Here is a 25643-nt window from a genome sequence, read left to right as displayed (position 1 = left end):
GCTGGCCGTAGTCAAACAGAGTACATTAGTAATGTAAGAAAATTACAAATATCCTGCAACGAGGAGATGAACATGGCGGTAACCTCTACAGCCCAGGCGTGTGACCTGGTTATTTTCGGCGCGAAAGGTGATTTGGCGCGCCGTAAGCTGCTGCCTTCCCTGTACCAGTTAGAGAAAGCCGGACACATCCACCCGGATACGCGGATCATCGGCGTTGGCCGCGCGGAGTGGGATAAAAAAGCTTATACCGAAGTGGTCAAGGAAGCGCTTGGCACCTTCATGAAGGAAAAACTGGATGACGAACTCTGGGCCACGCTGAGCGCGCGCCTGGACTTCTGCAACCTGGACGTCAACGACAGCAAGAACTTTACCAAACTGGGTAAAATGCTGGATCAGAAACACCGCACCACCATCAACTACTTCGCCATGCCGCCAAGCACTTTCGGCGCCATCTGCAAAGGGTTGGGCGAAGCCAAGCTGAACCATGAGCCGGCACGCGTGGTGATGGAAAAACCGCTGGGCACCGATCTGGCGTCTTCCCGCGTGATCAACGATCAGGTGGCGGAGTACTTCAACGAATCCCAGGTTTACCGTATCGACCACTATCTCGGCAAAGAGACGGTGCTGAACCTGTTGGCGCTGCGTTTCGCCAACTCGCTGTTCGCCTCCAACTGGGATAACCGCACCATCGATTCGGTGCAGATCACCGTGGCGGAAGAGGTGGGCATCGAAGGACGCTGGGGTTACTTCGACCAGGCCGGCCAGATGCGTGACATGATCCAGAACCACCTGCTGCAGATCCTGACCATGATCGCCATGTCGCCGCCGGCGGATCTGACCACCGACCGTATCCGCGACGAGAAGGTGAAGGTACTGCGTTCGCTGCGCCGTATCAATCAGACCAATGTACGGGAAACCACCGTGCGCGGTCAGTACACCGCCGGTTTCGTCCAGGGCAAGAAAGTGCCGGGTTATCTGGAAGAGGAAGGGGCGAACAAGAGCAGCAGCACCGAAACTTTCGTCTCCATCCGCGTGGATATCGACAACTGGCAGTGGGCCGGGGTGCCGTTCTACCTGCGTACCGGTAAACGCCTGCCGACCAAATGCTCGGAAGTGGTGGTGTACTTCAAAAACCCGCCGCTTAACCTGTTCAGCGATTCTTACCAGCAGCTGCCGCAGAACAAGCTGACCATCCGCCTGCAGCCGGACGAAGGCATCGAAATTCAGGTGCTGAACAAGGTGCCGGGGCTGGATCACAAGCACCGTCTGCAGACCACCAAGCTGGACCTGAGCTTCTCGGAAACCTTCAACCAGGAGCACGTGGCGGACGCCTACGAGCGCCTGCTGCTGGAGACCATGCGCGGCATTCAGGCGCTGTTCGTGCGCCGCGATGAAGTGGAAGAAGCCTGGAAGTGGGTCGACTCCATCATGGACGCATGGAAAGCCGACAACGAGGCACCGAAGCCTTATCAGGCGGGCACCTGGGGGCCGGTGGCCTCGGTGGCGATGATCACCCGCGACGGCCGTTCCTGGAACGAGTTCGAGTAATGCGCAATGCCGGCAGCCTGTCTGCCGGCTTTTTTTTGCCTGCGATCTGCGCGTGGGCCACATCACTTACGGTACGGCCGGACGTCCGCGCATTTGCGCGGAGCCCTGTGGCAGGGGCGTGCCATTGTTAACCGCGAGTAATGGAGAAATAACGATGAAAAACTGGAAAACCAGCGCCAAGCAGATCCTGACGGCGGGACCGGTGGTGCCTGTTATCGTGATCAACAAGCTGGAGCAGGCGGTGCCGCTGGCGAAAGCGCTGGTTGCCGGCGGCGTGCGGGTATTGGAGGTGACGCTGCGCACCGCCTGCGGGCTGGAGGCTATCCGCGCTATCGCCAAAGAGGTGCCGGAGGCCATTATCGGCGCCGGTACGGTGATCAATCCGCAGCAGCTGCGGGAGGTGACCGAGGCGGGGGCGCAGTTCGCCATCAGCCCGGGGCTGACCGAAGCCTTGCTGCAGGCGGCGACGGCGGGGCCAATCCCGCTGATCCCGGGCATCAGCACCGTTTCGGAGCTGATGCAGGGTATGGATCACGGCCTGCGCGAATTCAAATTCTTCCCGGCGGAAGCCAACGGCGGCGTGAAGGCACTGCAAGCGATCGGCGGCCCGTTCCCGCAGGTGCGTTTTTGCCCGACCGGCGGCATTACGCCGAACAACTACCGCGACTATCTGGCGCTGAAAAGCGTGCTTTGTATCGGCGGTTCCTGGCTGGTGCCGGCGGATGCGCTCGAAAGCGGCGACTATGCGCGCATCACTGAACTGGCGCGCAGCGCCGTCAGCGGCGCCGCGTTGTAACCCGCGCCGCGCCTGATGTTGGCGCTTATTTGCGCACCCGCGAATATCGCAAGGCTCAACGCTTCGTTGAGCCTTTTTTGATTTTTATCGTGATTAACTTTCTTATTTTTAACCCATTTTTTTCCGCTTTTTATGAAAACGGCAGTTTGCTTTCTTATTTTGGCTGTGGTAAAAATATCTCAGTCAAAAATTTTACTTTTATGAGGATATTGGGCAAATCGCACGGTGTGCGGCTGATAATAGAGAACTATTATGATGACTATTAACGGAACTACCCTCAGAACCTCTACGTGCCAACTCTTCCTGTCTGCGATCCTTGCCAGTGAGCATCACTGGTGCAGCGAGCTATAGCGTCTTTCTCCCTTAACCGGTGCGGGTGGCGGGCTTAGGCCTTCACGCTACCGTTCAGCCGGGCAAACATTCTTTTTGCGTTTGGGTCAGTTTATCCCCAGGGATCTCTGCGTCTTGCGCGCCGCACTGCGGCCGTTCGACGAGATAAATCGGGATAAATATGCCTTGGCGCGCGTTATTCGCCGTTTGGGAGAAAAATTATGATTTATTGGATCTTTTTAGGCTTGGCCATCATGACCGAAATCATCGGCACCTTGTCGATGAAATACGCCAGCGTCAATGGCGGCATGATCGGGCACATCGTGATGTACGTGATGATCACCGCGTCTTATGTGTTGCTGTCGGTGGCGGTAAAACGCGTGGCGCTGGGCGTAGCTTATGCGCTGTGGGAAGGCATCGGCATTCTGTTCATTACCCTGTTCAGCGTGCTGTGGTTCGACGAGCCGATCTCGGCGCTGAAGGTGCTGGGCCTGGCGACGCTGATCGCCGGCATCATGCTGGTGAAATCCGGCACCCGCAAAGAGCGAAAACAGGTCAGCCCGCGAGGTGACAACCATGCAACAGTTTGAGTTGTACCACATTGGGTTCCTGGGACTGGCGATCGTGCTGGAAATTATCGCCAACATCTTCCTGAAGATGTCGGACGGCTTCCGTAAAGTTTGGCTGGGGCTGTTGTCGCTGCTGTCGGTGCTCGGCGCGTTCAGCGCCCTGGCACAGGCGGTGAAGGGCATCGATCTGTCGATCGCTTATGCACTGTGGGGCGGTTTCGGTATCGCCGCCACCATCGCCGCAGGCTGGATCATGTTCGGCCAGCGGCTGAACGCCAAAGGCTGGATTGGCCTGGCGCTGCTGCTGACGGGGATGGTGATCCTCAAACTGTCCTGATAGCGGGCAATAAAAAACCGCAGGCGTCGCCGTCTGCGGTTTTTTTTCGTCTGCGCTCAGGCTTACAGCGCGGCGATGATTTTGATTTCCACCTTGTACTTCGGATTCATCAACTGCGCCTGCACGGTGCAGCGCACCGGCGCGCTGCCGGCGACCACCCAGGCGTCCCAGGCGGCGTTCATCGCGGCGAAGTCGGCGCTGTTGGCCAGGAAAATGGTGGCATCCAGAATACGGCTTTTATCCGAACCGACACGCGCCAGCAGGACGTCGATGGCGGCGAGGGCGTTGGCGGTCTGCGCGGTCGCGTCGTCATCCAGGTTTTCCGGCACGCTGGTGTAGTAAACGGTCTCGTTGTGCACTACGGCTTCGGACCAGCGCTGATCGGGATCAATTCTTTCGATATTCATTTGCTTATCTCCATATCATAGTCGCGCTAAGGGTAGCACAGCCGACGATGAAAAAGCGCGGCGATAAAGTGGGTGGTAGCCGGGCGGCAGGCTTGGCATAATCACCGCTGAATGACACCGGCAGAGAGACAGCGTGACAGACGATTTTGCAACAGACGGCGCCTTGGCGCAGGCTATCAAGGGATTCAAACCGCGTGAGCCGCAACGGCAGATGGCGCAAGCCGTCACCGAGGCGATCAATTTCAAGCAGGAGCTGGTGGTGGAAGCCGGTACCGGCACCGGCAAAACCTTCGCTTATCTGGCGCCGGCGCTGCGCGCCGATCGCAAAGTGATCATCTCTACCGGTTCGAAAGCGCTGCAAGATCAGCTGTATGCGCGCGATCTGCCCACCGTCGCCAAGGCGTTGAAGTACAAAGGCAAGCTGGCGCTGCTGAAGGGGCGCTCCAACTATTTGTGTCTCGAGCGGCTGGAGCAGCAGTCGATGGCCGGCGGGGAGCTGGCGGGGCAGACGCTGATCGATCTGGTGCAGCTGCGCAAGTGGTCGTCGCAGACCAAAGAGGGCGATATCAGCACCTGCAGCGAAGTGGCGGAAGACAGCTTCGTCTGGCCATTGGTGACCAGCACCAATGACAACTGCCTGGGCAGCGACTGCCCGCTGTATCAGGATTGCTTCGTGGTCAAGGCGCGCCGCCGTGCGATGGATGCGGATGTGGTGGTGGTGAACCATCACCTGTTCCTGGCAGATATGGTGGTGAAAGAGGGTGGTTTCGCTGAGTTGATCCCGGAAGCCGAGGTGATGATTTTCGACGAGGCGCACCAAATCCCCGACATCGCCAGCCAGTATTTCGGCCAGCAGCTCACCAGCCGCCAACTGTTGGATCTGGCGAAGGACATCACCATCGCCTACCGCACCGAGGTGCGCGACTCCGCTCAACTGCAAAAAAGCGCCGACCGTCTCAGCCTGAGTACGCAAGATTTTCGCCTGAACCTGGGGGAACCGGGTTTTCGCGGCAATCTGCGTGACGTGCTCGGCGAACCCAACGTGCAGCGCGCTCTGTTGCTGCTCGATGATGCGCTGGAGCTGTGTTATGACGTGATGAAGCTGTCGCTGGGGCGTTCGGCGCTGTTGGATGCCGCCTTTGAGCGCGCCACGCTGTACCGCGCGCGGCTCAAACGGCTGAAGGCGGTGACGGAGCCGGGCTACAGCTATTGGTATGAATGCAACTCGCGTCACTTCGTGCTGGCGCTGACGCCGCTGACGGTGGCCGATCGGTTCCGCGAAATGCTGGACGACAAGCCGGGCAGTTGGATCTTTACCTCGGCCACGCTGTCGGTCAACGATCAGTTGGGCCACTTCACCGAACGGCTGGGGCTGACCAAGGCCAAAACGCTGCTGTTGCCGAGCCCGTTCGACTATGCCAAACAGGCGTTGCTGTGTGTGCCGCGCTTTTTGCCTTCGCCGAACCAGCGCGGCGGGGCGCGCCAGCTGGCGCGCATGCTGCGGCCATTAATCGAAGCCAACAACGGCCGCTGCTTCTTCTTATGCACCTCACACCAGATGATGCGAGAGTTGGCGGAAGAGTTCCGCGCCACGATGACGCTGCCGGTGCTATTGCAAGGGGAAACCAGCAAAGGGCAGCTGCTCGCGCAGTTCGTCGCCGCCGGTAACGCGCTGCTGGTGGCGACCAGCAGCTTCTGGGAAGGGGTGGACGTGCGCGGCGATGCGCTGTCCTGCGTCATCATCGATAAACTGCCGTTTACGTCACCGGACGATCCGTTGCTGAAGGCGCGCATTGAAGATTGCCGCCTGCGCGGCGGCGATCCGTTCAATGATGTGCAGTTGCCGGATGCGGTCATCACCCTGAAACAGGGCGTCGGCCGCTTGATCCGCGATACCGACGACCGCGGCGTGTTGGTGATTTGCGATAATCGTCTGGTGATGCGGCCTTACGGCGAGGTGTTCCTCAATAGCCTGCCGCCCACGCCGCGCACCCGCGATCTGAAGCAGGCCATCGCCTTCCTGCAGGCCGCCGATACGTCGGCCACGTGAAAGATGAAGGGCTTACGGGGCTGTGCTACAATGCGCGCCCTGTATGAAAAACCCAGTTTTATTCCCGCCAGAGGTTGGCATGTCCACGCGAATTTTAGCGATCGATACCGCGACGGAAGCCTGTTCCGTCGCCGTCTGGAATCAAGGCGAAATCCACGCCCTGTTTGAGCTGTGCCCACGCGAGCATACGCAACGTATTTTACCTATGGTGCAGCAGGTGCTGGCGGAATCCGGTCTGGCGCTCAACCAGCTCGATGCGCTGGCCTTCGGTCGCGGCCCCGGCAGCTTTACCGGGGTGCGCATCGGCATCGGCATCGCTCAGGGCCTGGCGCTGGGCGCCGATCTGCCGATGATTGGCGTTTCCACGCTGCGAACCATGGCGCAGGGCGCTTGGCGCGTCAGCGGTGCAGAGCGCGTGCTGGCGGCGATCGATGCGCGCATGGGCGAGGTCTACTGGGGGCAGTTCGAACGCCAGGTGGACGGCAACTGGTTGGAAAGCGAAGGCGAGGCGGTGCTGTCGCCGGCGCAGGCGCTGGAGCGTGCGCAGCGCCTGCAGGGCGAATGGGCCCACGTCGGCACCGGCTGGCAAACCTATCCCGATCTGGTCAAGGGTTCTACGCTGAGCGTGCGTGACGGGCAGATGCTGTTGCCGCAAGCGCAAGACATGCTGCCGCTGGCGCTGCACGCCTGGCAACAGGGGTTGGCAGTGGCGGTAGAAAACGCTGAGCCGACCTATTTGCGCAATGAAGTCACCTGGAAAAAACTGCCGGGCCGCGAGTAAGCGCGGCGTATTGTGCTGTTGTTGATGCCGGGCGATGAAAGCCTGCAACTTGAACGATGAAACGCGGTCAAAGTTACAGGCATTTCAGGAGATTGCGACCATGTTAATCCGCACTGCAAGTAAAAAGCTGTCGCTGCTGGCCGTCGCCTGCGGCACGCTGGTTCTGTCCGGGTGCGTCACCGTACCTGATGCGATCAAGGGGTCAAGCCCCTCACCGGTGACTCAGCTTTCCTCGGTACAAAATGCGCCCAACCTGTTTACCGGCGCGGAAGCCCGCTTCGGCGGCACCGTGGTGAACGTCGCCAACGAGCAAGGGCGCACGGTGCTGGAGATTGCGGCGGTGCCGCTCGACAGCGGTGCGCGGCCGATATTGGGCGAGCCGTCGCGCGGCCGCTTGCTGGCCACGGTGAACGGCTTCCTCGAACCGGTCGATTTTAAAGGCCAGTTGGTGACCGTCGTCGGCCCCATTACCGGCCTGAAAGAAGGGCGGATCGGCATGACGCCGTATCGTTTCGTAACGATGAACGTGACCGGTTTCAAACGTTGGCATCTGGTGCAGCAGGTAGTGATGCCGCCGGCGCCGATGGGGCCCTGGGGCTGGCGCGGTGGCCCGTGGGGACCCGGTTGGGGCGCAGGCTATGGTTGGTACAACGCCGGCCCGGCACAGGTGCAAACCATCGTAACCGAGTAACATACGCTTGATGTGAACAAATTTGACAGGGCGGCTCAGGCCGCCCTTTTGCTTTTTTGGATAAGGAATATCCGACAATTAGTGACGTACATCGCAACCTGAATAATGTTTAAAACCCGAACTGGTCCGCTGAGTTAAAATATTGTTATGGTTAGGCTGCGAGTTTGAGGGCTGCGATGATAATTAGTAATGATTTCAGGAGTAATACCTTGGATAAGGTCTGGTTAAAACGGTATCCGGCAGATGTGCCCGCAGAGATTGATGCCGATCGCTATTCGTCGTTGATCGAAATGTTTGAGCATGCCGTGCAGCGCTATGCCGATCAGCCCGCCTTTATCAACATGGGCGAGGTGATGACCTTCCGCAAACTGGAAGAACGCAGCCGGGCTTTCGCGGCTTACCTGCAAAATGAACTGGGCCTGAAGAAGGGCGACCGCGTCGCGCTGATGATGCCTAACCTGTTGCAATACCCTATCGCCCTGTTCGGCATTCTGCGCGCCGGTATGGTGGTGGTCAACGTCAACCCGCTGTACACCCCGCGCGAGCTGGAGCACCAGTTGAACGACAGCGGCGCCAGCGCCATCGTCATCGTCTCCAACTTTGCCCATACGTTGGAAAAAGTGGTGTTCAACACCCAGGTCAAGCACGTGATCCTGACGCGCATGGGCGATCAGCTTTCTGCCGCCAAAGGCACGCTGGTCAACTTCGTGGTCAAGTACGTTAAGCGCCTGGTACCGAAATACAACCTACCGGATGCCATTTCATTCCGCAGCGCGCTGCAGCGCGGCCGGCGCCTGCAATATGTAAAACCGGACATCATTAATGCCGATTTAGCCTTCCTGCAATACACCGGCGGTACCACCGGCGTGGCGAAGGGCGCGATGCTGACGCACCGCAACATGCAGGCCAACCTCGAGCAGGCCAAGGCCGCCTATTCGCCGCTGTTCCGCGAAGGGCAGGAACTGGTGGTGACGGCGTTGCCGCTGTACCACATTTTTGCGCTGACGGTGAACTGCCTGCTGTTTATCGATCTGGGCGGGCGCAATTTGTTGATCACCAACCCGCGCGATATTCCAGGGCTGGTGAAGGAACTGGGCAAATACCCGTTCACCGCCATGAGCGGGGTGAATACGTTGTTCAACGCATTGCTGAACAACGAAGAGTTCCACAAACTCGATTTTTCTACGCTGCGTTTCTCGGTCGGCGGCGGCATGTCGGTGCAAAAAGCGGTGGCCGAGAAGTGGGAGAAAACCACCGGCAAACACCTGCTGGAAGGCTATGGCCTGACGGAGTGCGCGCCGCTGGTGGCCGGTAACCCTTACGATCTGAAACACTACAGCGGCAGTATCGGTTTGCCGGTGCCGTCGACGGACATTCGGCTGGTGGACGACAACGGTCACGATGTGCCGCCGGGCGAACCGGGCGAACTGTGGGTCAAAGGGCCGCAAGTTATGTTAGGCTATTGGCAGCGCCCGGACGCTACCGACGAAGTGCTGAAAGACGGCTGGCTGGCGACCGGTGATGTGGTGACCGTAGACGAGCAGGGGTTTGTGCGCATCGTCGACCGTAAGAAAGACATGATCCTGGTCTCCGGTTTCAACGTTTACCCGAACGAAATCGAGGACGTGGTCAGCCAGCATCCGAAAGTGCTGGAATGTGCGGCGATCGGCGTGCCCAGCGAGGCCTCCGGCGAAACGGTGAAGATCTGCGTGGTGAAGAAAGACGCCTCGCTGACCAAGGAAGAGCTGTTGACCCATTGCCGCCGCCACCTGACCGGGTATAAAGTGCCTAAAATTGTTGAGTTCCGCGATGAACTGCCGAAGTCGAACGTCGGCAAGATTTTGCGGCGAGAACTGCGCGATGAGCTAAAAACACCGAAGCCGGCCGATGCCGCCTAGGTCTGGCTTTCGCGCCTGACTATCAACAACGCCGGTGAATGCCGGCGTTGTTGTGTTTGAATCCTACAAGAGAATGATGTTTTGAATTATCAGTTGATCACTACCGATGCCGGATTGCAGCAAGTCTGCGAGCAGGCGAGAAAGCATGCTCAGATTGCGCTGGACACCGAGTTTGTCAGAACGCGCACCTACTATCCGCAGCTGGGCCTGATCCAGCTCTACGACGGTGAACAACTCTCCCTCATCGATCCTCTGCCGATCAAGGAATGGCAGCCGTTTGTCGACTTGCTGGCCGACACCGCCGTGGTGAAGTTCCTGCATGCCGGCAGTGAAGATCTCGAAGTGTTTCTCAACGCCTTTAAAACGCTGCCGACGCCGATGGTCGATACTCAGATCCTGGCGGCCTTTATCGGCCGGCCGCTCTCCTGTGGCTTCGCGACGCTGGTGGCGGAGTACATGAAGGTTGAGCTGGACAAGAGCGAGTCGCGCACCGACTGGCTGGCGCGTCCGCTGACCGAAAGGCAGTGCGTGTACGCGGCCGCCGACGTGTTCTATCTGCTGCCGATGGCCAAACAGCTGGTGCAGGAGACCGAAGAGGCCGGTTGGACCGCGGCAGCCAATAACGAGTGCCTGCTGCTGTGCCAGCGCCGTAGCGAGACGCTGGCGCCGGAATTGGCCTACCGCGAAATCAACAACGCGTGGCAGCTGCGCCCGCGTCAGCTCGGTTGTCTGCAGAAGTTGGCGGAATGGCGGCTGCGCCAGGCGCGCGAGCGCGATCTGGCGGTGAACTTCGTGGTGCGTGAGGAAAACCTGTGGCAGGTGGCGCGCTATATGCCGTCTTCGCTGGGAGAACTGGATTTGCTTGGTCTGAGCGGGCCGGAGATCCGTTATCACGGTAAAACGCTGTTGGCGCTGGTGGCGGAAGCCGAAGCGCTGGAGGAATCCGAGTTGCCGGCGCCGCTGGCCAACCTTATCGATCAGCCGGGTTACAAGAAGGTGTTCAAAGACATCAAGGCGGCGATCGCTACCGTCAGTGAGCAAAGTGGGTTGAGTAGCGAGCTGCTGGCATCCCGTCGCCAAATTAACCAATTGCTGAACTGGCATTGGAAACTGAAGGACGGCGAAAATCGCCCTGAATTAATCAGTGGCTGGCGCGGCGATTTATTAATGGCACCGTTGCAGGACATCCTGAAAGATTATTAATCGCTGATTATCACCAGGGCAGGGTAGGGAAACTCTGCTCGGGTGAATATAGGCAGGAAATAATGCGTTGAAGGTAAATCTGGCCAGAATTTACTTTAAACGAGGCGGCGGCAAAGTTAATTGGGAATAGTCCCAAAGGAAAAAATGGCTTTTTTGCTGCCGATAAAGCTTAATAACTGGATGCACATACAGTTACCCCCTGCATAAAATATACAGGGGGTAATTAATGCGTCGCAATCATTTAGCTGCTTCTTCCGATTCCGGTAATGTCACGTTAAGTTCAAGTACCGAAATGTCGTCCCCTTTCTGCTCGAACTGCACGTGCAGCATTTCAGGATCGATCTGAATGTATTTGCAAATAACCGCCAGAATATCGCGTTTCAGATCAGGCAGATACGGGGGCTCACTGTCCCCGCGACGACGCTCTGCGACGATAATCTGCAGCCGTTCCTTGGCTATATTGGCTGTCTGTTTTTTGCGGGACAGAAAGAAGTCTAATAAGGCCATGGTTTATCCCCCAAAAAGGCGTTTCAGGAAACCCTTCTTCTCTTCTTCAATGAAGCGGAATGGGCGTTCTTCCCCCAACAAGCGGCAAACGGTATCGTCGTACGCCTTACCGGCGTCTGACTCGGCATCCAGAATGACAGGCTCACCCTGGTTGGAAGCGCGCAGCACGGACTGGTCTTCCGGAATCACACCCACCAGTGGAATACGCAGGATTTCCAGCACGTCTTCCATGCTCAGCATGTCGCCACGGCTGACGCGGCCCGGGTTGTAACGGGTCAGCAGCAGGTGTTCCTTGATTGGCGATTCACCTTTCTCGGCGCGGCGTGACTTGGAGGAGAGGATGCCCAGGATACGGTCGGAGTCGCGTACCGAAGACACTTCCGGGTTGGTGGTGATGATAGCTTCGTCGGCGAAATACAGCGCCATCAGCGCACCGGTTTCGATACCGGCCGGTGAATCGCACACCACGAAGTCAAAATCCATCTCGCCGAGATCGTTGAGAATTTTTTCAACGCCTTCGCGGGTCAACGCGTCTTTGTCGCGCGTCTGCGAAGCAGGCAGGATATAGAGGTTTTCAGTGCGTTTGTCTTTGATCAACGCCTGATTCAGCGTGGCATCGCCCTGAATCACGTTCACGAAATCATACACTACCCGACGTTCGCAGCCCATGATCAGGTCAAGATTACGCAGACCGATATCGAAATCGATCACGACGGTTTTCTTGCCTTTCTGGGCCAGGCCGGTAGCGATGGCCGCGCTCGAAGTGGTCTTGCCAACGCCCCCTTTACCCGATGTAACAACAATAATGCGTGCCATGAAATGGATTCCTTGTCAAAAGGGCTTAATTTAAAGGTTGTATGGTTAAAGCGTTATCCAACAGGCTGAGTCGTACGGCCTGCCCGACGTAATCGGACGGGATTTGGTCGCTCAACCAGTACTGCCCTGCGATAGAGACTAGCTCAGCCGCCAGGTGGGTGCAAAAAATCTGACATTGCGTGTCGCCTGACGCGCCTGCCAGTGCGCGACCGCGCATCATGCCGTAGACATGAATATTGCCGTCGGCAATCAATTCGGCGCCGGCGCTGACGCTGCTGGTCACGATAAGATCGCAGTTGCGGGCGTAAATCTGTTGGCCGGAACGGACAGGCGTACTGATGATGCGCGTTTTGGCGGGGGCGTTATCCGCCACCACGGGCGCAGGCGCAGGCTCCGGCGTCGCCATTTTCTGGCCTTTGCCTTCGCTCAGCAGCGGCAGCCCGGCACGGGCTATCGCGCGCTTTTGACGCTCATCTCTGCAACCGCTGATACCCACAACGCGCAGACCTGCTGCCGCGACAGCCTGTTGAAGTTCTTTCCAGTTCGCATCGCCTTCCAGCGTTGCGACGTTGATAACAACAGGGGCGTTTTTCAGAAAAGCGGGCGCTTGCTCAACTTTTTCCTGTAACGCCTGACGTATTACCTCGGGCTGCGAATTATGCAAATGAACAACCGATAGGGTAAAACTGCTGCCTTTTAGCTCAATTGGCGATTGTGACATCTATCCTGACTCAGTCTCAGCAACTTTAAATCCCCGGAATACCACTCGGGGTGCGATATTCCGATGTACTATAAGCATGTTATAGTCAGAGTTATATCCAGGCAAGACGCTCCCTCAATTAAATAGAGTTAAAAAAATGCTTTGTGTGATCTATAGAAGCCCGAAACGCGATCAAACTTATCTTTATGTCGAAAAAAAAGACGATTTCTCTCGTGTGCCGGAAGCGCTGATGAAAAGTTTCGGCGTGCCGCAATTCGCCATGATGCTTTCGCTCGATGAGCGCAAGAAATTGGCCTCGGCGGATATCGAAAAGGTGAAGCAGGCGTTGAAAGATGAAGGCTATTACCTGCAGTTCCCGCCGCCGGTCGAAAACCTGCTCAATCAGCATCTGGCCGGCGACAAGGCCTGAGACAGTCGCCACGGCCAGGGGAGGCGCGATGACACGTTCGGCGAGAAGAACCGTATTGGCCGCTTGGCTGGCGCTGGGCGGAGTGCTGATGCCGGGCTCACCGCAGGCGGCACAGGAGACGACGCTGGCGGCGAGCGGCCGGGATCCGGCGCAGTTCCCGGCGTATGTCGAGCAACTCAAGCGCCGGGCTCGGGAGCAGGGCATCAGCCAGAGCACCCTTGGCCGCGCTTTTGCGCAAATCCATTTCGTTGATCGGGTGATCAAGGCCGATCGGAATCAGCCGGAGCAAAAGGTCACCCTGGATGACTACCTGAGGCGTGTGATATCGCCCGCCAAGGTGCGCCAAGGGCGCGAGCTGTACCGGCAGCGCCAGGCGCAATGGACGCGCGCCAGCGAGCGCTACCGGGTGCCAGGGCGCTATATCATCGCGCTATGGGGCATGGAGAGCGCCTACGGCAAGATCCAGGGGCGGGAAGACGTGGTGTCTGCGCTGGCGACGCTGGCGTTTGAAGGACGCCGCGAGGCCTTTTTCAGCCAGGAACTGATGGCGGCGTTGCAGATAGTTGAGCAGGGGCACGTCGGCGATACGCCGCTGAAAGGCTCCTGGGCCGGCGCGATGGGGCAGTGCCAGTTTATGCCGAGCTCCTTCTTGCGCTACGCGGCGGACGGCGACGGTGACGGGCGCATCGATATCTGGAACAACATTGATGATGTCTTCGCGTCTACGGCCAGTTATTTGTCCAAAGAAGGCTGGCAGCCCGGCATCGGCTGGGGGCGCGAGGTCAAACTGCCCGCCGGTTTCAATCGGGCCGAGTTGGGCTTGAAAGACGCGCAGGCGCGCAGCGTCAACGCCTGGCAGCAACGCGGGGTGCGTCGTGCGGATGGCCGTGCGTTGCCGCATGCCGTTCAGCGTGGTTGGATCATTGCGCCGGATGATCTGCAGGGGCGGACGTTCCTGGTCTATGATAATTTTCGCACCCTCATGCATTGGAATCGCTCTTACTATTTCGCCCTCGCCGTGGGTATGATGGCGGACGCTATCGGGCATTGATCCGGCACACCAATAATCGGCTTGGCGCGCCAAGCCTCTACAGTTTGGGAGAAGCGGTATGTATCAACATAGAGACTGGCAGGGTTCGCTGCTCGATTTCCCGGTGAACAAGGTGGTCTGCGTCGGCAGCAACTACGCCGATCACATCAAGGAAATGGGCAGTGCGGTTTCCGTCGAGCCGGTGGTGTTCATCAAACCGGAAACGGCGCTGTGCGATATTCGCCAGCCGGTGGCCATCCCCAAAGAGTTCGGCTCGGTGCACCATGAGGTGGAGCTGGCGGTGCTGATCGGCACGCCGTTGAAACAGGCCAACGAAGACCGCGTTGCACGGGCGATCGCCGGCTACGGCGTGGCGCTCGATCTGACGCTGCGCGATCTGCAGGCGGGCTTTAAAAAAGCCGGTCAGCCGTGGGAAAAGGCCAAGGCTTTCGACGGTTCCTGCCCGATGTCGGGGTTTATCCCGGTGGCGGAATTCGGCGATCCGCAAAACGCCGAGCTGTCGTTGACCGTCAACGATCAACTGCGTCAGCAGGGCAATACGCGTGACATGATCACGCCGATCCTGCCGCTTATCAGCTACATGAGCCGTTTCTTCACGCTGCGCGCCGGCGACATCATCCTGACCGGCACGCCGCAGGGCGTGGGCCCGATGACCTCCGGCGACATGCTGAAAATCAGTCTGAACGGCAAAACGCTCAGCACCCGCGTGATCTGATCTCTCTTGCCGCCGGCGCCGTCGGCGGCAAAGCTTGCATCTTGTGGCTAAAATGTCTATATAGTCCCCCCTCGAACCTGTGCGCAGGTGACTTATCCATTTACCGAAACCGGACGCTAACATGTCACAACTCGCTTTTTGGCAACAGAAAACGCTGGCGGAAATGTCAGAACAAGAGTGGGAATCGCTGTGCGACGGGTGCGGGCAATGCTGTTTGAATAAGCTGATCGACGAAGATACCGACGAGATTTATTTTACCAACGTAGCCTGCAACCAGCTCAACATCAAATCCTGCCAATGCCGTAACTATGAGCGGCGCTTCGAGCTGGAAGAGGACTGCATCAAACTGACGCGCGAGAACCTCACCACCTTCGATTGGTTGCCGCCGACCTGCGCCTATCGCCTGATCGGTGAAGGCAAACCGCTGTTCCCCTGGCACCCGCTGCTGAGTGGCTCCAAGGCGGCGATGCACGGCGAGCGCATCACGGTGCGGCATATCGCGGTGCGCGAGAGCGAAGTGGTGGACTGGCAGGACCATATCCTCAACAAGCCGGAATGGGCTAGGTAAGCATCTGAATTAGAATGGCAAGTCTGTCACTTAAAAGATGCTTGGGGCATCTGTGGGGCATTGCTCTTAAAGTTTGCGTTTAAAATGCTCAGTTGATCCTGGTTATTGTCGCTCATCCACTTGCCATACACTGTGTAAAGCATCTGTGCTGACGAGTGGCCCATTTGCGCCGCGATGAAGTTTGGATTCACTCCGGCGCTCAATGCCCAGCATGCGTATGTGTGTCTCGACTCATACGCCTTGCGGTGTCGTATCCCCGCTCTCTTTAAAATGAAGTTCCAGGTAGAACCAAAAGAGCCTGGCCCATACCAATCTCCTCCTTTTCCATTCCTCGCCGTCAGTCTGGGAACAAACACAAAAGTGCATTCATCAATACGGGTTCTGCCAAACTCGCGCAGATGGACACTAACCTTGTGCTGCTTCCCAAGTCTGGTGTATTCCATTTGGCTTTTGAGTGCTTGTATCGCTGCATCAGTAAGGTTTATTGTCCTAATGCTGCTGTCTGTTTTTGGCGGAGTGAAATGGCCTTTCATCGCGATGTTCCGGCTTATCGTGATTGTCCAATTTTTTGTGTCGATATCCTCCCATGCAAGCGCGCTGATCTCGCCATGCCTCATCCCTGTATTAACGGCGAGCACCCACAAATTTCTTATCTGCTCTGAGGGAACAGCTTCGAGCAGCCTACGGTACTCATCGCGTGTAAGAGGATCTGGCTCAGACTTGCTTTTGCGCAGCGGCTCCACCCCAGCAAATGGCGACTTTTCAACATAACCGTTTCTGGCTGCAAACTCGAAGAGACCTGAAAGACATGCCATATAAACGTTTACCGTCCTAGCCGTCCGCCCCTTCTTCGCACATCGCGTCTTCTGGTATTTTCCGCAGATTTGATGACCAGTGAGCAATTCCTTCCTTGTAGTTAAAATGTCCTCGTGTGTTATTGACGAAATAAGCCGCTCTGGCCCCAATATCTCAGTGGCAACCTTAATATTGGAGGTATAGCGGTTTATAGCGTTTAAGCTGATCTCCATGCGTTTCAGCTCCAGCCACCGCTTGGCAACCTCGCCCAGAGTTATACCAGGAGCGACGAAACCAAATTTAGCTAGGTTGTTTGACTGCGGGAACTGTGCGGCATAGTTAAAGGAGCCAGTCTTTATTGCATAGCAGACTGAGGAGCGAAGCTCCCCGGCTAGCTTTCTGTTCTTTGCTGTGTCAGGGACGCCTAGGTTTTCTCTTACCCGCCTCCCTCGATAGATGAACCACAAACGCAGAGAGCCTCCGTGGCTCTCTACTCCAGTTGGATAGGTTGACATAACGAATCCTCGTTAGTTGATAGGGAAGGGCATTTAAGCAGAAATTCTGCGGCGTTTCGCGGGGCTTTGTCTCTCTACCCAATTATCAACCTCGATTCGGTTGTACATGATTGTGCTGTTCGGTGCCGGATTCATGTCTGCGGATACATGCCGATATTCACGGCCCTCCATCCAAGATGTACGCCTGGCATGTTGGATCATGTGCGTTGTCATACCGGTAAGCGTTATCAATATATCTTCAGAAACCCACTTGTTGGGCGTAAGGTTGATCACTTCGCTCATAGTCATCTCTCTGTAAAACGCCCATTCAGCATGCCGATCGTGTAGTTGAATCGCGGCAAAGAAATGCCGAGCAGTTCGACCTGTGCGAAATGCTTCATGATGATAGGGCGGGATAGGGTGTCGAAAGGGGTTTTCGGGTGTTGCTTAATTGCGGCGTGGAGTTCGTCGTTACAGCGTTTTGCTACTGATCTGAGTGCGTTTTGCTGAACGCTGCCGGCAGCAATTGCAGGCTGTTTACTGGGCATTGATTCCCCCAATGATCCCAGCCTGGCGCATCGCCCCGGCTGAATAGTTCGATTCGTGACACGTCGCCGTAGAGCAGCTCAAGGCGCCGGCGGACTTCCCAGGGTTTCGCGCTGTGCTCGCCGAGGCAGCTGAACACAACCTGTTTTACTGATGCGCTGGCGCGCTCGATGCCCTGGCCGCGAACGGCGATCAACACGTCTTCGGAATTGGCGCGAGTGTAATTTCCGCCGTTCATCCGGGTTTCGGCGTTGATCATGTCGAGCAGGTCGGTGAAGTCGAAGATGGTTTGCTGCAGCAGCGCCTTATTAAACCGAATTTCGGCCTGCTGGTTGAGCTTCACCCAGGTGAAAGCCTTCATCGTTCTGACGCTGAATCCCCAAGCCTCTGCCAGCTCAATCGCTTCCTGGCTATGGTTTCCGGTGTACCACATCGCGAGCACGCTATCTGGCGCAGCAACAGCCCATACCGGCAGGCGCTTCAGGTCTGCCATGCTCATCGTGCTGTAGTGATTGCCGGCGGCGCCATTGCTGATTATGTTGCCGTAACTCCAGGGCGGATCTGCATAGATGAGTTGATAGGTCATTGAGCGTTACCCCAGCAGCGTGCGGCCGCGTTGACGCAAAACTCTATGCGGACGTTAACCCAGACAACATCCACCGCCCGCGCTGCATTGATCGCTTGGCGCCACAGCTCTGCAGCATCTGCAAAATGCGCGCGACGCTCTGCCTCGGCCGCCTGATGGGCCAAAGATTTGTATTTGAATGACATGGTTACTCCGGTATCAGTAGGCGCGCTGGTGGGTTACAGGGGTGATCAGCTGGTTGAATTGCTGGACAAGCAGAATCATTCTCACTACTTCCGGCGGTTCACTGCGGATATAGCTGTCTGTAATTTTACCTGGCGTAGTCGGCGGTCTTGCCCTGGCGTATGTGATGTAGCTTGGGTCGATAGAGACAACCTTGAAGGCTTTTTTCCCTTCGGCAAATTTGCTTTTTGAAACGACCAGAGGGGAGCGTTGGATCGCGCTACGCAATGACTTTATGTGATTCTCGGTAATTTCTGGGAACTTGGATTTCAGCAAATCGAAATGGCCTGCTGCTGTGTAGCAGCCCCCGTCTTCGATGAGGAATTGCAGCATCTCATAATTGGTCATGTCAGATCCTTATCTGGTTGTTGTAGCGCTCGTGGGACATAACCTCCCATGAGTTGCCGTTATCTTTTGACAGCAATCGCCAGCAGCGGGCCACTGGCAGCGTTAAATGCTTATGTTGGTATGTCCGGTTGGGTTTCTTTTTGCCCTCCCTGTAGGCGCATAGAACCCCCTCAGCTTTGGCGCTGATTCGTTGCGGAATTCGTGGTTTCATTTTTACCGGTGGGTTATTTGGTAATTGGCGCCCAGCAAGCAGAGCGGATGCCAGAGCGGCGGACTTTCTCGACGGCTTTTTCTTTTTCCAGCTTGATCAGGCGCTGGCGGATGGCTTTCCCGGTCATGCCATTGTAGCCGGCACAGCGGAGGAGGCTTGCGACAGAATCCGGCGTAGAACCGGCGATGCTGAGCCGAGAGATGATTTCGTTATCGTCGGGTATCGTGATCATTCCCACCCTCCGGCGCTGCTGGCAGCATTGCGGCGTAGATGTTGCCGAAGTTAACGCAGAAAGTTTCGTCGGCATTGAATGACACGTCGTCACAGTTCATTGCGGCGGCGATCATGTCTTCGGTTGGCTCTGCTGGTACCAACTTGTAACCGCTACTTACAGGTTGAGCCAGCATTGCGGCGCGGCAGGCGTTCCAGCCCCCACGGAATGAGTTGGCATATCCCTGGTTGACGGCCTCCTCTTGTTCGTCTTCAGTGATTAGCTCCGGCACTGCTGGCGCTGGCGGGGCGGTGTAAATGGCGGTGTCATCTTCAGGTGCGCCGTTATGCCAAACCATACCTTTGCGGCCTGATACGGTGGTGTAGAACCCAGCCGGCTGCGCCTCCCGGTTAGCTGCTCGCAACATGTCGATCAGCTTGCGGATTGTTGCGCCTGTGCCGCCAACTTCATCCAGTTTGCAGAGCAATTCAAAGCCTGCATCCTGATCATCGCCAACAGCCTCTACATGCACCGCGGCTTCATAAATGTCCTGTATCTGCTCAGTCGTTAGTGTCATGCATCCCCCATTCAAAAATGCTTTGCGCTGAAACTACGGCACAGTAGCCACATCGAATAACACGTTGCGCAGGTTACACGCCGCTTTGTCGGTGTAGTTACCATCGTCCCGCTGTCCTCATCACCGTCCAGCGCCAGCCCGCACAGAGTGGCGTAGTCGCCTTGCCCATCAACGGCAGGTAAATGCGTAATGACGTTTTCTTCCCAGTCGCCTTCCGCTGTTTTAATCGTGATTAGCTCAGTCATCCTACTCATCCCCCTCTACGGTGAAGGTGAAGCCAGCGGCCAGGATTGCTTTCTTGTCTTCTGCAAGGCGGGCGTCCCACGCTATTTTCCTGTGCTCGAAAGCGGCCTGCCGTTCGGCGCGCTCCCACTCGTGTGGTAGCATCTCACCCAGTAACCGCACCGGCGTAGACAGCTTGGCTTCCAGTGATTTTGCATAATCGCTGATTCCTTTCGCCGTCCAGCCTCCGGCGATCATCTCTGGCGTTATTCCTTCGAGAATGCGTTCCATCTCTTCGGCGCGCTTAATAATCAGCGCTAGCGGGCCCGTCACCTGCGTTGCTTTCAGCTCATCGATAGCCATCATGATCGACTCGTTGTCGGGATTGCAGCCCAACTCGTTGCCGATTTCCTTGAACACCTGGGAGGCGTCTACCCGTATGGATTCCAGCTCTGCGATGCGCTTATCCTTCGCCTCCAGTTTGGCCTCGGCTTCCTTAAGTGCAGCCGCCACTTCACGCCAGCTTTCTCTGCACGCTTCAAGCATGTCCCAATCGGGATTGAAGTTTGCCAATTGCGCCAGCTGCTCCTTGAGGAACGCATTGCTTTTCTTTGACGCTTCCAGCTCTGCCAGCAGGGCGGAGACGTAATCTTGCGAGTAGAGGGGCTCAACAATAGGGTCTTGTGACGGGTCACGAACGCTAACTATCTTGCCGCCTTCTTGCGTTACATACCGGCTCCCCAGCCCATACGCCTTGGCCTTCTCCAACGTAGAGAAAGTGGTGTTGGCGTTGATGGTTTTATCAGGCTCGCCATTCATATTCCGAAATCGCAGTGAATATGCCACCGGCTTGCTCAGTTCGCTCAGCTTATTGTCCATCTGCATCTCCGGAACTCGTGTTGAATTGAGCGGTGTAGAACAGACAAACATTGCAGCAGCCACGATAATCCCAGCTTCCAGTTTCACGGCATACCCACCTGTCGGCAGTCCAGCTTTCACGGATGCTACCGTCGGAATATTTATCTGGCACCAGCGTCCAGGTGCGAACGATGCCGAAGAAGTTGATTACCTCAACTACTGCGCCGACTCCGCGCTCATCGCCAAACTTGACGATTTTCAGCTTGCTCATAATGCTTTCTCCTGGGCCTCTGCCCGCTCAAACCAAAAAACAACCGGAGTGTCTTTCACTTCAACTAGACCGAAGCGCTCAGCTGTGCGGAAGTTGACGCTATACGCCCGCGCTCTTTCCGCCTGTGCTGCTATCTGCTCGCGGAACGTTTCGAGGCTGTATGTTGTTTTGAACAGATTGCACGGCGCACAAGCCGGGTTGAGGTTCTCTATGCAGTCGCGGTTTTCGTGCCAGACCTTTCCGGTGGCCTTCAGTTTGAATAAGCCTTTAGCCGCTGCCGCCATGTCCTGCTCAGACTCACGCATTACCGGTTCGACGTGGTCAGCGTGCCAGCCTTTTTCTGGCAGTACGCAACCGCAGTACGCGCACCGGCCGCCGAACTTCTCCCGCAATTCTGCGCGCTGCGCTTTAGTCAGCTTTGCCACGCTCCGCCTCCCTAGCGCTGTCACCCGATTTGACGAAGATGATCCAGTGCGTTTTGTCGCTTTTCCCGGTGCGCTGCCAGATAGCCGGCTTCTCGTCTGTGAGGGCGATGATTTGGCTAACTGGTATCTGGGTTTCGTTCCATTTGAAGATCAGCACGCCGTGTGGCCGCAGCACGCGGAAAGCTTCGGCGAACCCAGCACGCAGCTCATCGCGCCATGTTTCGCGGTCGAGCTTCCCGTACTTTTTGCCCTGCCAGCCGTTGGGGCCGACGCGCTCCAGGTGCGGCGGATCGAACACGACGACAGGAAAACTACCGTCTGCAAACGGTAGCGCTGTGAAGTCGGCGATCAGGTCAGGGGAGATAACCAGTTTCCGACCATCGCACAGGGTGTGGCTCTCGCTCCGCTTGTCGCTGAATACAGCGCGATCGTCTTCTTTGTCGAACCAGAACATGCGGGAGCCGCAGCACATGTCGAGAATGCTTTTGCCTTCGAGGCTCAGTTCATTTGCTGGCATCACGCACCTCCACGCGACGAAACTCGATAACCCACACCCAGGGATTGGCGCTCCAGCTTTCTTCGCCGTAGATGGATGCCCACAGCGTCGGGAAATGGTCTGCCGGATTAACCGCAAAGTCAGGAACACCACCACCACGGCCGTAGCAACAACCTTCAGCTTTTGCATCGTCGTGGCTGATATCGTTCAGGCGCTCAACGCGCACTGCGGTGATTTCCAGCGTGATTCTGCTGGCCCAGCGCGGCATGTGGATAGAGGGAACCCATGAACCTTCGTATTGCACGTTCCAGGTGTGGGGCTTCCAATCAGCGATATCAGGGATAGACCATAGTCCATAGTTCCCGGCTTTCTGCTCGCAACTAGCGCGGTAAATTCTGGCCGCTTCCGGGCCGCCGCCTTTGACCAGATTTTCATTCCAGTCGATGGCGCAGCCGTCCTCGTTACCGAGAGTCGCGAACGTCTCGCGCACCCACAGCCGATCGCCTACATGGCCGAATGGGCAGGTTTTAAAGCAGTTGGCAAAATTTCTTACCGTGTCGCGGTATGTTGAGCCAATGCCGTATGCGGCACCCTTCCAGTTAAACCCTGTCCGCTCACTTAGTGTTGGTTGCGGATTGATAACCCGCCGCGTCTGGGTCTTGCGGCCGTCGAGAATGGCGCGAACCATTTCTGAGTTGAAAATCACTGGGCGCTCTTTCATTTGGCCTCCGGGTAGCAGATGTCATCGAAGTAGTTCTCTGCCACGCGCATGTTGAAATGGTCGAGGTTCATTTCTTTAACCTGCAATTTCACGCTAACAATGCCAGTGCATCGGTTTACGTAATCACGGTTTTCCTGGTCTTCAGCCATCCATTCCTGAAGCTCTTTCGTTCTGATCTGCAAGCAGCGCATGGCGCAATCCATATCGGAAAAGTGCTCAGCTTCAGTGATGCAGGTAACGACGTAATACGTGGTCACCTTAGGGCCATCTTCCCGCCGCTTCTGCTCTCTTTCGATATCGTTTTTCAGGTCTACCAGCTGGTGGTCGTTAAGCTTTTCTATGTCGCGCTCTTTCATTTGGCCTCCCGCAGCTCGGTGGCGAATGCGCGAACCATTTTTGAGATAGCCTCACGACTGGAAATCTCATCGTAGAAAAACGCACCCCTCATAATTTGTTCGATTTCCGCGTCGAGTTTGTCAGCCAGCTTCTCAACCCCCTGCGCCTGGATAGCTGCAAGTGCTGCGTCAGTGGCCGGGGTTTCGTCATCGACGGTGTCGCATCGCATAAGCAAATAACCCTCGTTTACTGGCCTGATGGTGTTGCGTATTCCAGCAATGAAATATGCCTGACACTCACCAACCACATCCTTCAGCGCCTGATTCTCCACAGCCAGCGCATCGCGCTCAGCCTCCAACGCGCTCACTACCTGCTGGTGGTCTTCAAACCGAACAAATTCACCGTGTTCAGTTTCTCTGGCGAACGGCTCAAAGCGAGCCGCATGCATGATGTAGTCAGGGTTAAAACGCTTGATGGTTGTCATGCTTCTTCTCCCAGCACCCAGCGGAGCGCCTGAGCGTAATCACCGCTCGCACCTTCCAGGGCTTTCGTTATTTCTTTTCGTGACTTCAGGCGGGGTTTGGCATCGCCGATCACCTGGCGCTGCCGGCGTGCCTTTTCGTGGCCTTTGGTGCCGGCGGTTGCCGCTTCAACCTCTTTCACTTTTTCGCGCTGTTCGTCGGGTGTGAGGTTCGCCAGCTGGCGCGCCTGTGTAACGGTAATGTCGCCAGATTCAACCGCATCTTTAACGGCCTGAGTGGCATCGAGTAGGGCGAGTGTGGCGCGGATCGTCTGCACACCGACGCCAAACATCAGCGCTAAATCTTTTTCGTCGTGGCCCCGCGTAAGCGCATCAGCCATTTTTTTAGCTCGTCCAAGCGGCGTGTCTGCCTGAAAGATTTCATTTGCACTAATCATCACCTCAGCAACGCTAAACGGCGATCCGCGTCTGACCACTGCTGGCACCAGAAGAGGTTTTTTGCCTTCTTCCAGCAGGCGTTTATTGGCTTCGAGGGTGTTTTTAACCCGCTGGCGACCTTCAACGACGCAGGAGCGGCCTGTCTCTGGGTCTTTCCAGATAACGATCGGCTCAATCACCCCCAACTTCATGATGCTAAGCACCGTTGGTTCATGGAGAGGCAGATGGATGCGTTCGTCGTAAAGCGGGTGCGCTTTATCGGATACCAGGTGCAGATTTTCCGGCTCGAACATCAGCACGTTGGTTTTACCGCTGGCGCCGTAGGCTTCAGTAGAGTTCTTGGCCATGCATCAACTCCAGACCGCGCCGGTGGTGAGCAGGCACAGGGTAAAAATGAGAAGGTAGAAGAGGTGTTTTCCGTGGTGGCGCTTAGTGGCGAAATCGCCCCCGGTCAGGTCGTACTTGTGCTGTATGCGGGCGTTGAGGCTTACCATGTTGGCCTCCGCTGTTGGGTGTACAGGCGGCGCTGCAGTGTTCTTATGTTCTGACGGACGACGTACACCGGCGCGCAGGTATCGGAGCAGACGAGGATTCTCACGGCCTTATATCTGCCGTCTTCATAGCGCTGAATGCTCACGGCCTGTTTTGCTACGTCGCGCGTCTGGCCGCAGTGCTCACAGCGTTGGGTGGTGGTTTGCATAACATGTCCTCTCAATGAAATTCACATGGGCAAAGGCGCTGCCTGAGTTGATGCACGCGCTCGGTTTCCCTACGGTTCCAGCACACTGGAGCAGGGCAGCGCCTTTGCTGATGTGAAAAAAAGAGCCCCGGCGAGCGGGGCAAAGGATGTGACAAGGGAACTGAGCAGGCTTGTGATTTCTCACGCACCTGGTGGCGCATCGAACCGGGGATTTATACTGTGTAGATATAAATTAGGAACCGAAACGATACGCCACCAGATAGGTGAGACGCCGGCGTTAACCGGCGATATAAACGCAGCCCGCTATGGTTACGGCCCACAGGCAAAGGCCAACAGCGACGCTGTAAACCAGCGCCTTCCATCCGTTTAAACTCATGATTGCCTCAGTGCGCCCCGTAGGGCGCGGTGGGTGTTAACTCATCACTGTTTTTCTGCATCAATCATTCGCAGATAACATTCGATATTTGCCTTTGCTGCCACAGTCCCTTTTAATGAGCTAATCACTGCGTTTTTGTCTTTAATGTCTATTTGTTCGGCTCTCATAAGAGCCTCTATTGCTTCGAGCCTTAAAACATCTCGGCCAGGGTTTTTACACATGCTCTTAGTTTCTCCAATGTGCTCAACCCTTCAAGTTTGGTTGCGTTCATGACTTCAAGACGCTCAGATGGGTTTAGGCAGCCATTCCAAATATCGTTTGCGATTTCAAGCTTGCCCGCCTCGTATCCGAAGGTGGCGTTTTCGGCTCTAATTTTTTCCGCTGCGTTGATTATGTCGATCATCGTGTAACCCTCTGCTGTTAGTCGGCCATCTGACGAGCAAACCAGCGTTGCGCGCCTGCTGCGGTTTTAAAATCCCGGCTTTTGGTGAACGTCATCGCGGTAAACGTGCCGTTTCCGTTGGGGAAAACGCCGGTCTTCACTGTTTCGTTGTTGCCCATGTCGTGGGTAGTGTTCATCGCTAATCCTCAGTGGTTTTATACATGCCGCCCCACACTGGCAGCGGCAGGGTAAAAGCACTCCGTAACCGTTACATTTTCCAGCCCTCCAGTTGTCTGCCTGTTCACGTTGCTGGGTCAGGCTCCCGCGCTTATGTCCCCTTGCACCCGTCATAGCCGAAGCTGATAAGAGCAAGCGGGGTTAAAAGTCTTTCTCCCTAAAGAACGTCTCCGGTCGATCCCTCTCGGGGCCGGGGAGTGATTTCATCGCTCACCCCTGGGCGTCTTACTTGTGTGGCTTCCTGCCGGTGACGTTGTTGCTGTCGATGGAATTGATAATAGCTATGAGTATTATCAATAGCAATACGTATTAA

38 protein-coding genes are annotated in these 25643 nt (G+C 56.5%); 13 read left to right on the top strand and 25 right to left on the bottom strand.

Annotation, left to right across the window (positions count from 1 at the left end; genetic code table 11):
- Nucleotides 1–72: 72 nt before the first annotated feature.
- The 4 genes from zwf to mdtI all read left to right on the top strand — a co-directional run bounded on the left by zwf (nucleotide 73) and on the right by mdtI (nucleotide 3580).
- Nucleotides 73–1548 (top strand): glucose-6-phosphate dehydrogenase, encoded by a 1476-nt coding sequence (gene zwf, locus QDT79_RS18215; protein WP_063990147.1) that lies wholly within the window; start codon nucleotides 73–75, stop codon nucleotides 1546–1548.
- 154 nt (nucleotides 1549–1702) lie between these two features.
- Complete coding sequence (locus QDT79_RS18210; RefSeq protein WP_308316886.1) at nucleotides 1703–2344, top strand: bifunctional 4-hydroxy-2-oxoglutarate aldolase/2-dehydro-3-deoxy-phosphogluconate aldolase; 642 nt, start codon at nucleotides 1703–1705, stop codon at nucleotides 2342–2344.
- A 551-nt stretch (nucleotides 2345–2895) separates the two neighbouring features.
- On the top strand, nucleotides 2896–3264 hold the full coding sequence (gene mdtJ / locus QDT79_RS18205) for a multidrug/spermidine efflux SMR transporter subunit MdtJ (RefSeq protein ID WP_004932327.1): 369 nt from the start codon (nucleotides 2896–2898) through the stop codon (nucleotides 3262–3264).
- Nucleotides 3251–3580: a multidrug/spermidine efflux SMR transporter subunit MdtI gene (mdtI, locus tag QDT79_RS18200; protein ID WP_046687242.1), complete on the top strand. Its 330-nt coding sequence runs from the start codon at nucleotides 3251–3253 to the stop codon at nucleotides 3578–3580. The genes mdtJ and mdtI overlap by 14 nt, the downstream gene beginning before the upstream one ends.
- 62 nt (nucleotides 3581–3642) lie before the next feature.
- Here the strand turns inward: mdtI and QDT79_RS18195 are convergent, their stop codons facing one another.
- Nucleotides 3643–3987, bottom strand: coding sequence for a RidA family protein (locus QDT79_RS18195; protein ID WP_033634838.1), 345 nt, complete (start codon nucleotides 3985–3987; stop codon nucleotides 3643–3645).
- A gap of 133 nt (nucleotides 3988–4120) precedes the next feature.
- On the opposite strand from QDT79_RS18195, the gene yoaA reads away from it, so the two are divergent.
- The 5 genes from yoaA to rnd all read left to right on the top strand — a co-directional run bounded on the left by yoaA (nucleotide 4121) and on the right by rnd (nucleotide 10610).
- The gene (gene yoaA / locus QDT79_RS18190) at nucleotides 4121–6037 is read left to right on the top strand and encodes a DNA repair helicase YoaA (protein WP_063990145.1); all 1917 of its coding nucleotides are present in this window, start codon (nucleotides 4121–4123) and stop codon (nucleotides 6035–6037) included.
- A gap of 79 nt (nucleotides 6038–6116) precedes the next feature.
- The gene (gene tsaB / locus QDT79_RS18185; RefSeq protein ID WP_063990144.1) at nucleotides 6117–6818 is read left to right on the top strand and encodes a tRNA (adenosine(37)-N6)-threonylcarbamoyltransferase complex dimerization subunit type 1 TsaB; all 702 of its coding nucleotides are present in this window, start codon (nucleotides 6117–6119) and stop codon (nucleotides 6816–6818) included.
- A gap of 100 nt (nucleotides 6819–6918) precedes the next feature.
- Nucleotides 6919–7509, top strand: coding sequence for a Slp family lipoprotein (locus QDT79_RS18180; protein ID WP_308316885.1), 591 nt, complete (start codon nucleotides 6919–6921; stop codon nucleotides 7507–7509).
- A 209-nt stretch (nucleotides 7510–7718) separates the two neighbouring features.
- Entirely contained in the window at nucleotides 7719–9407 is a 1689-nt protein-coding gene (fadD, locus tag QDT79_RS18175) for a long-chain-fatty-acid--CoA ligase FadD (RefSeq protein WP_063990143.1), read from the top strand.
- An 81-nt stretch (nucleotides 9408–9488) separates the two neighbouring features.
- Nucleotides 9489–10610, top strand: a complete 1122-nt coding sequence (rnd, locus tag QDT79_RS18170; protein ID WP_308316884.1) for a ribonuclease D — start codon at nucleotides 9489–9491, stop codon at nucleotides 10608–10610.
- A gap of 237 nt (nucleotides 10611–10847) precedes the next feature.
- Here the strand turns inward: rnd and minE are convergent, their stop codons facing one another.
- Genes minE through minC form a run of 3 tightly spaced genes read right to left on the bottom strand, consistent with a single transcriptional unit; the run spans nucleotide 10848 to nucleotide 12654 of the window.
- A complete protein-coding gene (gene minE / locus QDT79_RS18165) occupies nucleotides 10848–11117 on the bottom strand; it encodes a cell division topological specificity factor MinE (RefSeq protein ID WP_004932303.1) in 270 nt (89 codons plus the stop codon).
- Between the two features lie 3 nt (nucleotides 11118–11120).
- The gene (minD, locus tag QDT79_RS18160; RefSeq protein WP_016927452.1) at nucleotides 11121–11933 is read right to left on the bottom strand and encodes a septum site-determining protein MinD; all 813 of its coding nucleotides are present in this window, start codon (nucleotides 11931–11933) and stop codon (nucleotides 11121–11123) included.
- A 25-nt stretch (nucleotides 11934–11958) separates the two neighbouring features.
- Nucleotides 11959–12654: a septum site-determining protein MinC gene (gene minC / locus QDT79_RS18155; protein ID WP_149559777.1), complete on the bottom strand. Its 696-nt coding sequence runs from the start codon at nucleotides 12652–12654 to the stop codon at nucleotides 11959–11961.
- Nucleotides 12655–12790: 136 nt separating this feature from the next.
- Here minC and QDT79_RS18150 point away from each other — a divergent pair, with 136 nt between their 5' ends.
- The 4 genes from QDT79_RS18150 (at nucleotide 12791) to ycgN (ending at nucleotide 15397) form a co-directional block, all read left to right on the top strand.
- Nucleotides 12791–13063, top strand: a complete 273-nt coding sequence (locus tag QDT79_RS18150) for a YcgL domain-containing protein (protein WP_033643340.1) — start codon at nucleotides 12791–12793, stop codon at nucleotides 13061–13063.
- A 28-nt stretch (nucleotides 13064–13091) separates the two neighbouring features.
- On the top strand, nucleotides 13092–14114 hold the full coding sequence (locus tag QDT79_RS18145) for a lytic murein transglycosylase (RefSeq protein WP_373275481.1): 1023 nt from the start codon (nucleotides 13092–13094) through the stop codon (nucleotides 14112–14114).
- A 58-nt stretch (nucleotides 14115–14172) separates the two neighbouring features.
- On the top strand, nucleotides 14173–14829 hold the full coding sequence (locus QDT79_RS18140) for a fumarylacetoacetate hydrolase family protein (protein ID WP_063990140.1): 657 nt from the start codon (nucleotides 14173–14175) through the stop codon (nucleotides 14827–14829).
- Nucleotides 14830–14950: 121 nt separating this feature from the next.
- Entirely contained in the window at nucleotides 14951–15397 is a 447-nt protein-coding gene (ycgN, locus tag QDT79_RS18135; protein ID WP_308316883.1) for a cysteine cluster protein YcgN, read from the top strand.
- Nucleotides 15398–15423: 26 nt separating this feature from the next.
- On the opposite strand, the gene QDT79_RS18130 is transcribed toward ycgN, so the two are convergent.
- The 21 genes from QDT79_RS18130 to QDT79_RS18035 form a co-directional block, all read right to left on the bottom strand.
- Nucleotides 15424–16707, bottom strand: coding sequence for a site-specific integrase (locus QDT79_RS18130; RefSeq protein WP_164134372.1), 1284 nt, complete (start codon nucleotides 16705–16707; stop codon nucleotides 15424–15426).
- Between the two features lie 33 nt (nucleotides 16708–16740).
- Nucleotides 16741–16989, bottom strand: coding sequence for an excisionase family protein (locus tag QDT79_RS18125; protein ID WP_072271545.1), 249 nt, complete (start codon nucleotides 16987–16989; stop codon nucleotides 16741–16743).
- A gap of 181 nt (nucleotides 16990–17170) precedes the next feature.
- Nucleotides 17171–17818, bottom strand: a complete 648-nt coding sequence (locus QDT79_RS18120; RefSeq protein WP_308316882.1) for an MT-A70 family methyltransferase — start codon at nucleotides 17816–17818, stop codon at nucleotides 17171–17173.
- Entirely contained in the window at nucleotides 17815–18003 is a 189-nt protein-coding gene (locus QDT79_RS18115) for an ANR family transcriptional regulator (protein ID WP_086556890.1), read from the bottom strand. The genes QDT79_RS18120 and QDT79_RS18115 overlap by 4 nt, the downstream gene beginning before the upstream one ends.
- A gap of 13 nt (nucleotides 18004–18016) precedes the next feature.
- Nucleotides 18017–18388, bottom strand: coding sequence for a hypothetical protein (locus tag QDT79_RS18110; protein WP_308316881.1), 372 nt, complete (start codon nucleotides 18386–18388; stop codon nucleotides 18017–18019).
- 1 nt (nucleotide 18389) lies between these two features.
- The gene (locus QDT79_RS25130) at nucleotides 18390–18599 is read right to left on the bottom strand and encodes a ParE family toxin-like protein (protein ID WP_071883802.1); all 210 of its coding nucleotides are present in this window, start codon (nucleotides 18597–18599) and stop codon (nucleotides 18390–18392) included.
- Nucleotides 18600–18612: 13 nt separating this feature from the next.
- Nucleotides 18613–18831: a hypothetical protein gene (locus QDT79_RS18105; protein WP_308316880.1), complete on the bottom strand. Its 219-nt coding sequence runs from the start codon at nucleotides 18829–18831 to the stop codon at nucleotides 18613–18615.
- Nucleotides 18809–19387 (bottom strand): hypothetical protein, encoded by a 579-nt coding sequence (locus tag QDT79_RS18100; protein ID WP_308316879.1) that lies wholly within the window; start codon nucleotides 19385–19387, stop codon nucleotides 18809–18811. Before QDT79_RS18100 ends, QDT79_RS18105 begins: the two co-directional genes overlap by 23 nt.
- Before the next feature lie 11 nt (nucleotides 19388–19398).
- Nucleotides 19399–19632: a hypothetical protein gene (locus QDT79_RS18095; protein WP_308316878.1), complete on the bottom strand. Its 234-nt coding sequence runs from the start codon at nucleotides 19630–19632 to the stop codon at nucleotides 19399–19401.
- A 1-nt stretch (nucleotide 19633) separates the two neighbouring features.
- Nucleotides 19634–20488 carry a hypothetical protein gene (locus QDT79_RS18090; RefSeq protein ID WP_308316876.1) on the bottom strand — a complete coding sequence of 285 codons (855 nt, stop codon included), beginning with the start codon at nucleotides 20486–20488 and terminating at the stop codon, nucleotides 19634–19636.
- The gene (locus QDT79_RS18085; protein ID WP_308316875.1) at nucleotides 20478–20738 is read right to left on the bottom strand and encodes a hypothetical protein; all 261 of its coding nucleotides are present in this window, start codon (nucleotides 20736–20738) and stop codon (nucleotides 20478–20480) included. The genes QDT79_RS18090 and QDT79_RS18085 overlap by 11 nt, the downstream gene beginning before the upstream one ends.
- Entirely contained in the window at nucleotides 20735–21163 is a 429-nt protein-coding gene (locus QDT79_RS18080; protein WP_308316874.1) for an HNH endonuclease, read from the bottom strand. Before QDT79_RS18080 ends, QDT79_RS18085 begins: the two co-directional genes overlap by 4 nt.
- Nucleotides 21147–21680 carry a class I SAM-dependent methyltransferase gene (locus QDT79_RS18075; protein WP_308316873.1) on the bottom strand — a complete coding sequence of 178 codons (534 nt, stop codon included), beginning with the start codon at nucleotides 21678–21680 and terminating at the stop codon, nucleotides 21147–21149. The genes QDT79_RS18080 and QDT79_RS18075 overlap by 17 nt, the downstream gene beginning before the upstream one ends.
- Nucleotides 21667–22380 (bottom strand): ASCH domain-containing protein, encoded by a 714-nt coding sequence (locus QDT79_RS18070; RefSeq protein WP_308316872.1) that lies wholly within the window; start codon nucleotides 22378–22380, stop codon nucleotides 21667–21669. The genes QDT79_RS18075 and QDT79_RS18070 overlap by 14 nt, the downstream gene beginning before the upstream one ends.
- On the bottom strand, nucleotides 22377–22736 hold the full coding sequence (locus QDT79_RS18065; protein ID WP_308316871.1) for a DUF5448 family protein: 360 nt from the start codon (nucleotides 22734–22736) through the stop codon (nucleotides 22377–22379). Before QDT79_RS18065 ends, QDT79_RS18070 begins: the two co-directional genes overlap by 4 nt.
- Nucleotides 22733–23200 carry a hypothetical protein gene (locus tag QDT79_RS18060; RefSeq protein ID WP_308316870.1) on the bottom strand — a complete coding sequence of 156 codons (468 nt, stop codon included), beginning with the start codon at nucleotides 23198–23200 and terminating at the stop codon, nucleotides 22733–22735. The genes QDT79_RS18065 and QDT79_RS18060 overlap by 4 nt, the downstream gene beginning before the upstream one ends.
- Nucleotides 23197–23982: a ParB/RepB/Spo0J family partition protein gene (locus QDT79_RS18055; RefSeq protein WP_308316869.1), complete on the bottom strand. Its 786-nt coding sequence runs from the start codon at nucleotides 23980–23982 to the stop codon at nucleotides 23197–23199. Before QDT79_RS18055 ends, QDT79_RS18060 begins: the two co-directional genes overlap by 4 nt.
- A 3-nt stretch (nucleotides 23983–23985) precedes the next feature.
- A complete protein-coding gene (locus tag QDT79_RS18050; protein ID WP_308316868.1) occupies nucleotides 23986–24129 on the bottom strand; it encodes a hypothetical protein in 144 nt (47 codons plus the stop codon).
- A gap of 626 nt (nucleotides 24130–24755) precedes the next feature.
- On the bottom strand, nucleotides 24756–24878 hold the full coding sequence (locus QDT79_RS18045) for a hypothetical protein (RefSeq protein ID WP_256380822.1): 123 nt from the start codon (nucleotides 24876–24878) through the stop codon (nucleotides 24756–24758).
- 23 nt (nucleotides 24879–24901) lie between these two features.
- Complete coding sequence (locus tag QDT79_RS18040) at nucleotides 24902–25114, bottom strand: hypothetical protein (RefSeq protein WP_308316866.1); 213 nt, start codon at nucleotides 25112–25114, stop codon at nucleotides 24902–24904.
- A 17-nt stretch (nucleotides 25115–25131) separates the two neighbouring features.
- On the bottom strand, nucleotides 25132–25290 hold the full coding sequence (locus QDT79_RS18035; protein ID WP_071883803.1) for a DUF1391 family protein: 159 nt from the start codon (nucleotides 25288–25290) through the stop codon (nucleotides 25132–25134).
- Nucleotides 25291–25643: the final 353 nt, after the last annotated feature.

Source organism: Serratia marcescens, assembly GCF_029846115.1.
GTDB lineage: Bacteria > Pseudomonadota > Gammaproteobacteria > Enterobacterales > Enterobacteriaceae > Serratia > Serratia marcescens_L.
This window is presented reverse-complemented; position numbering and strand designations above follow the sequence as displayed.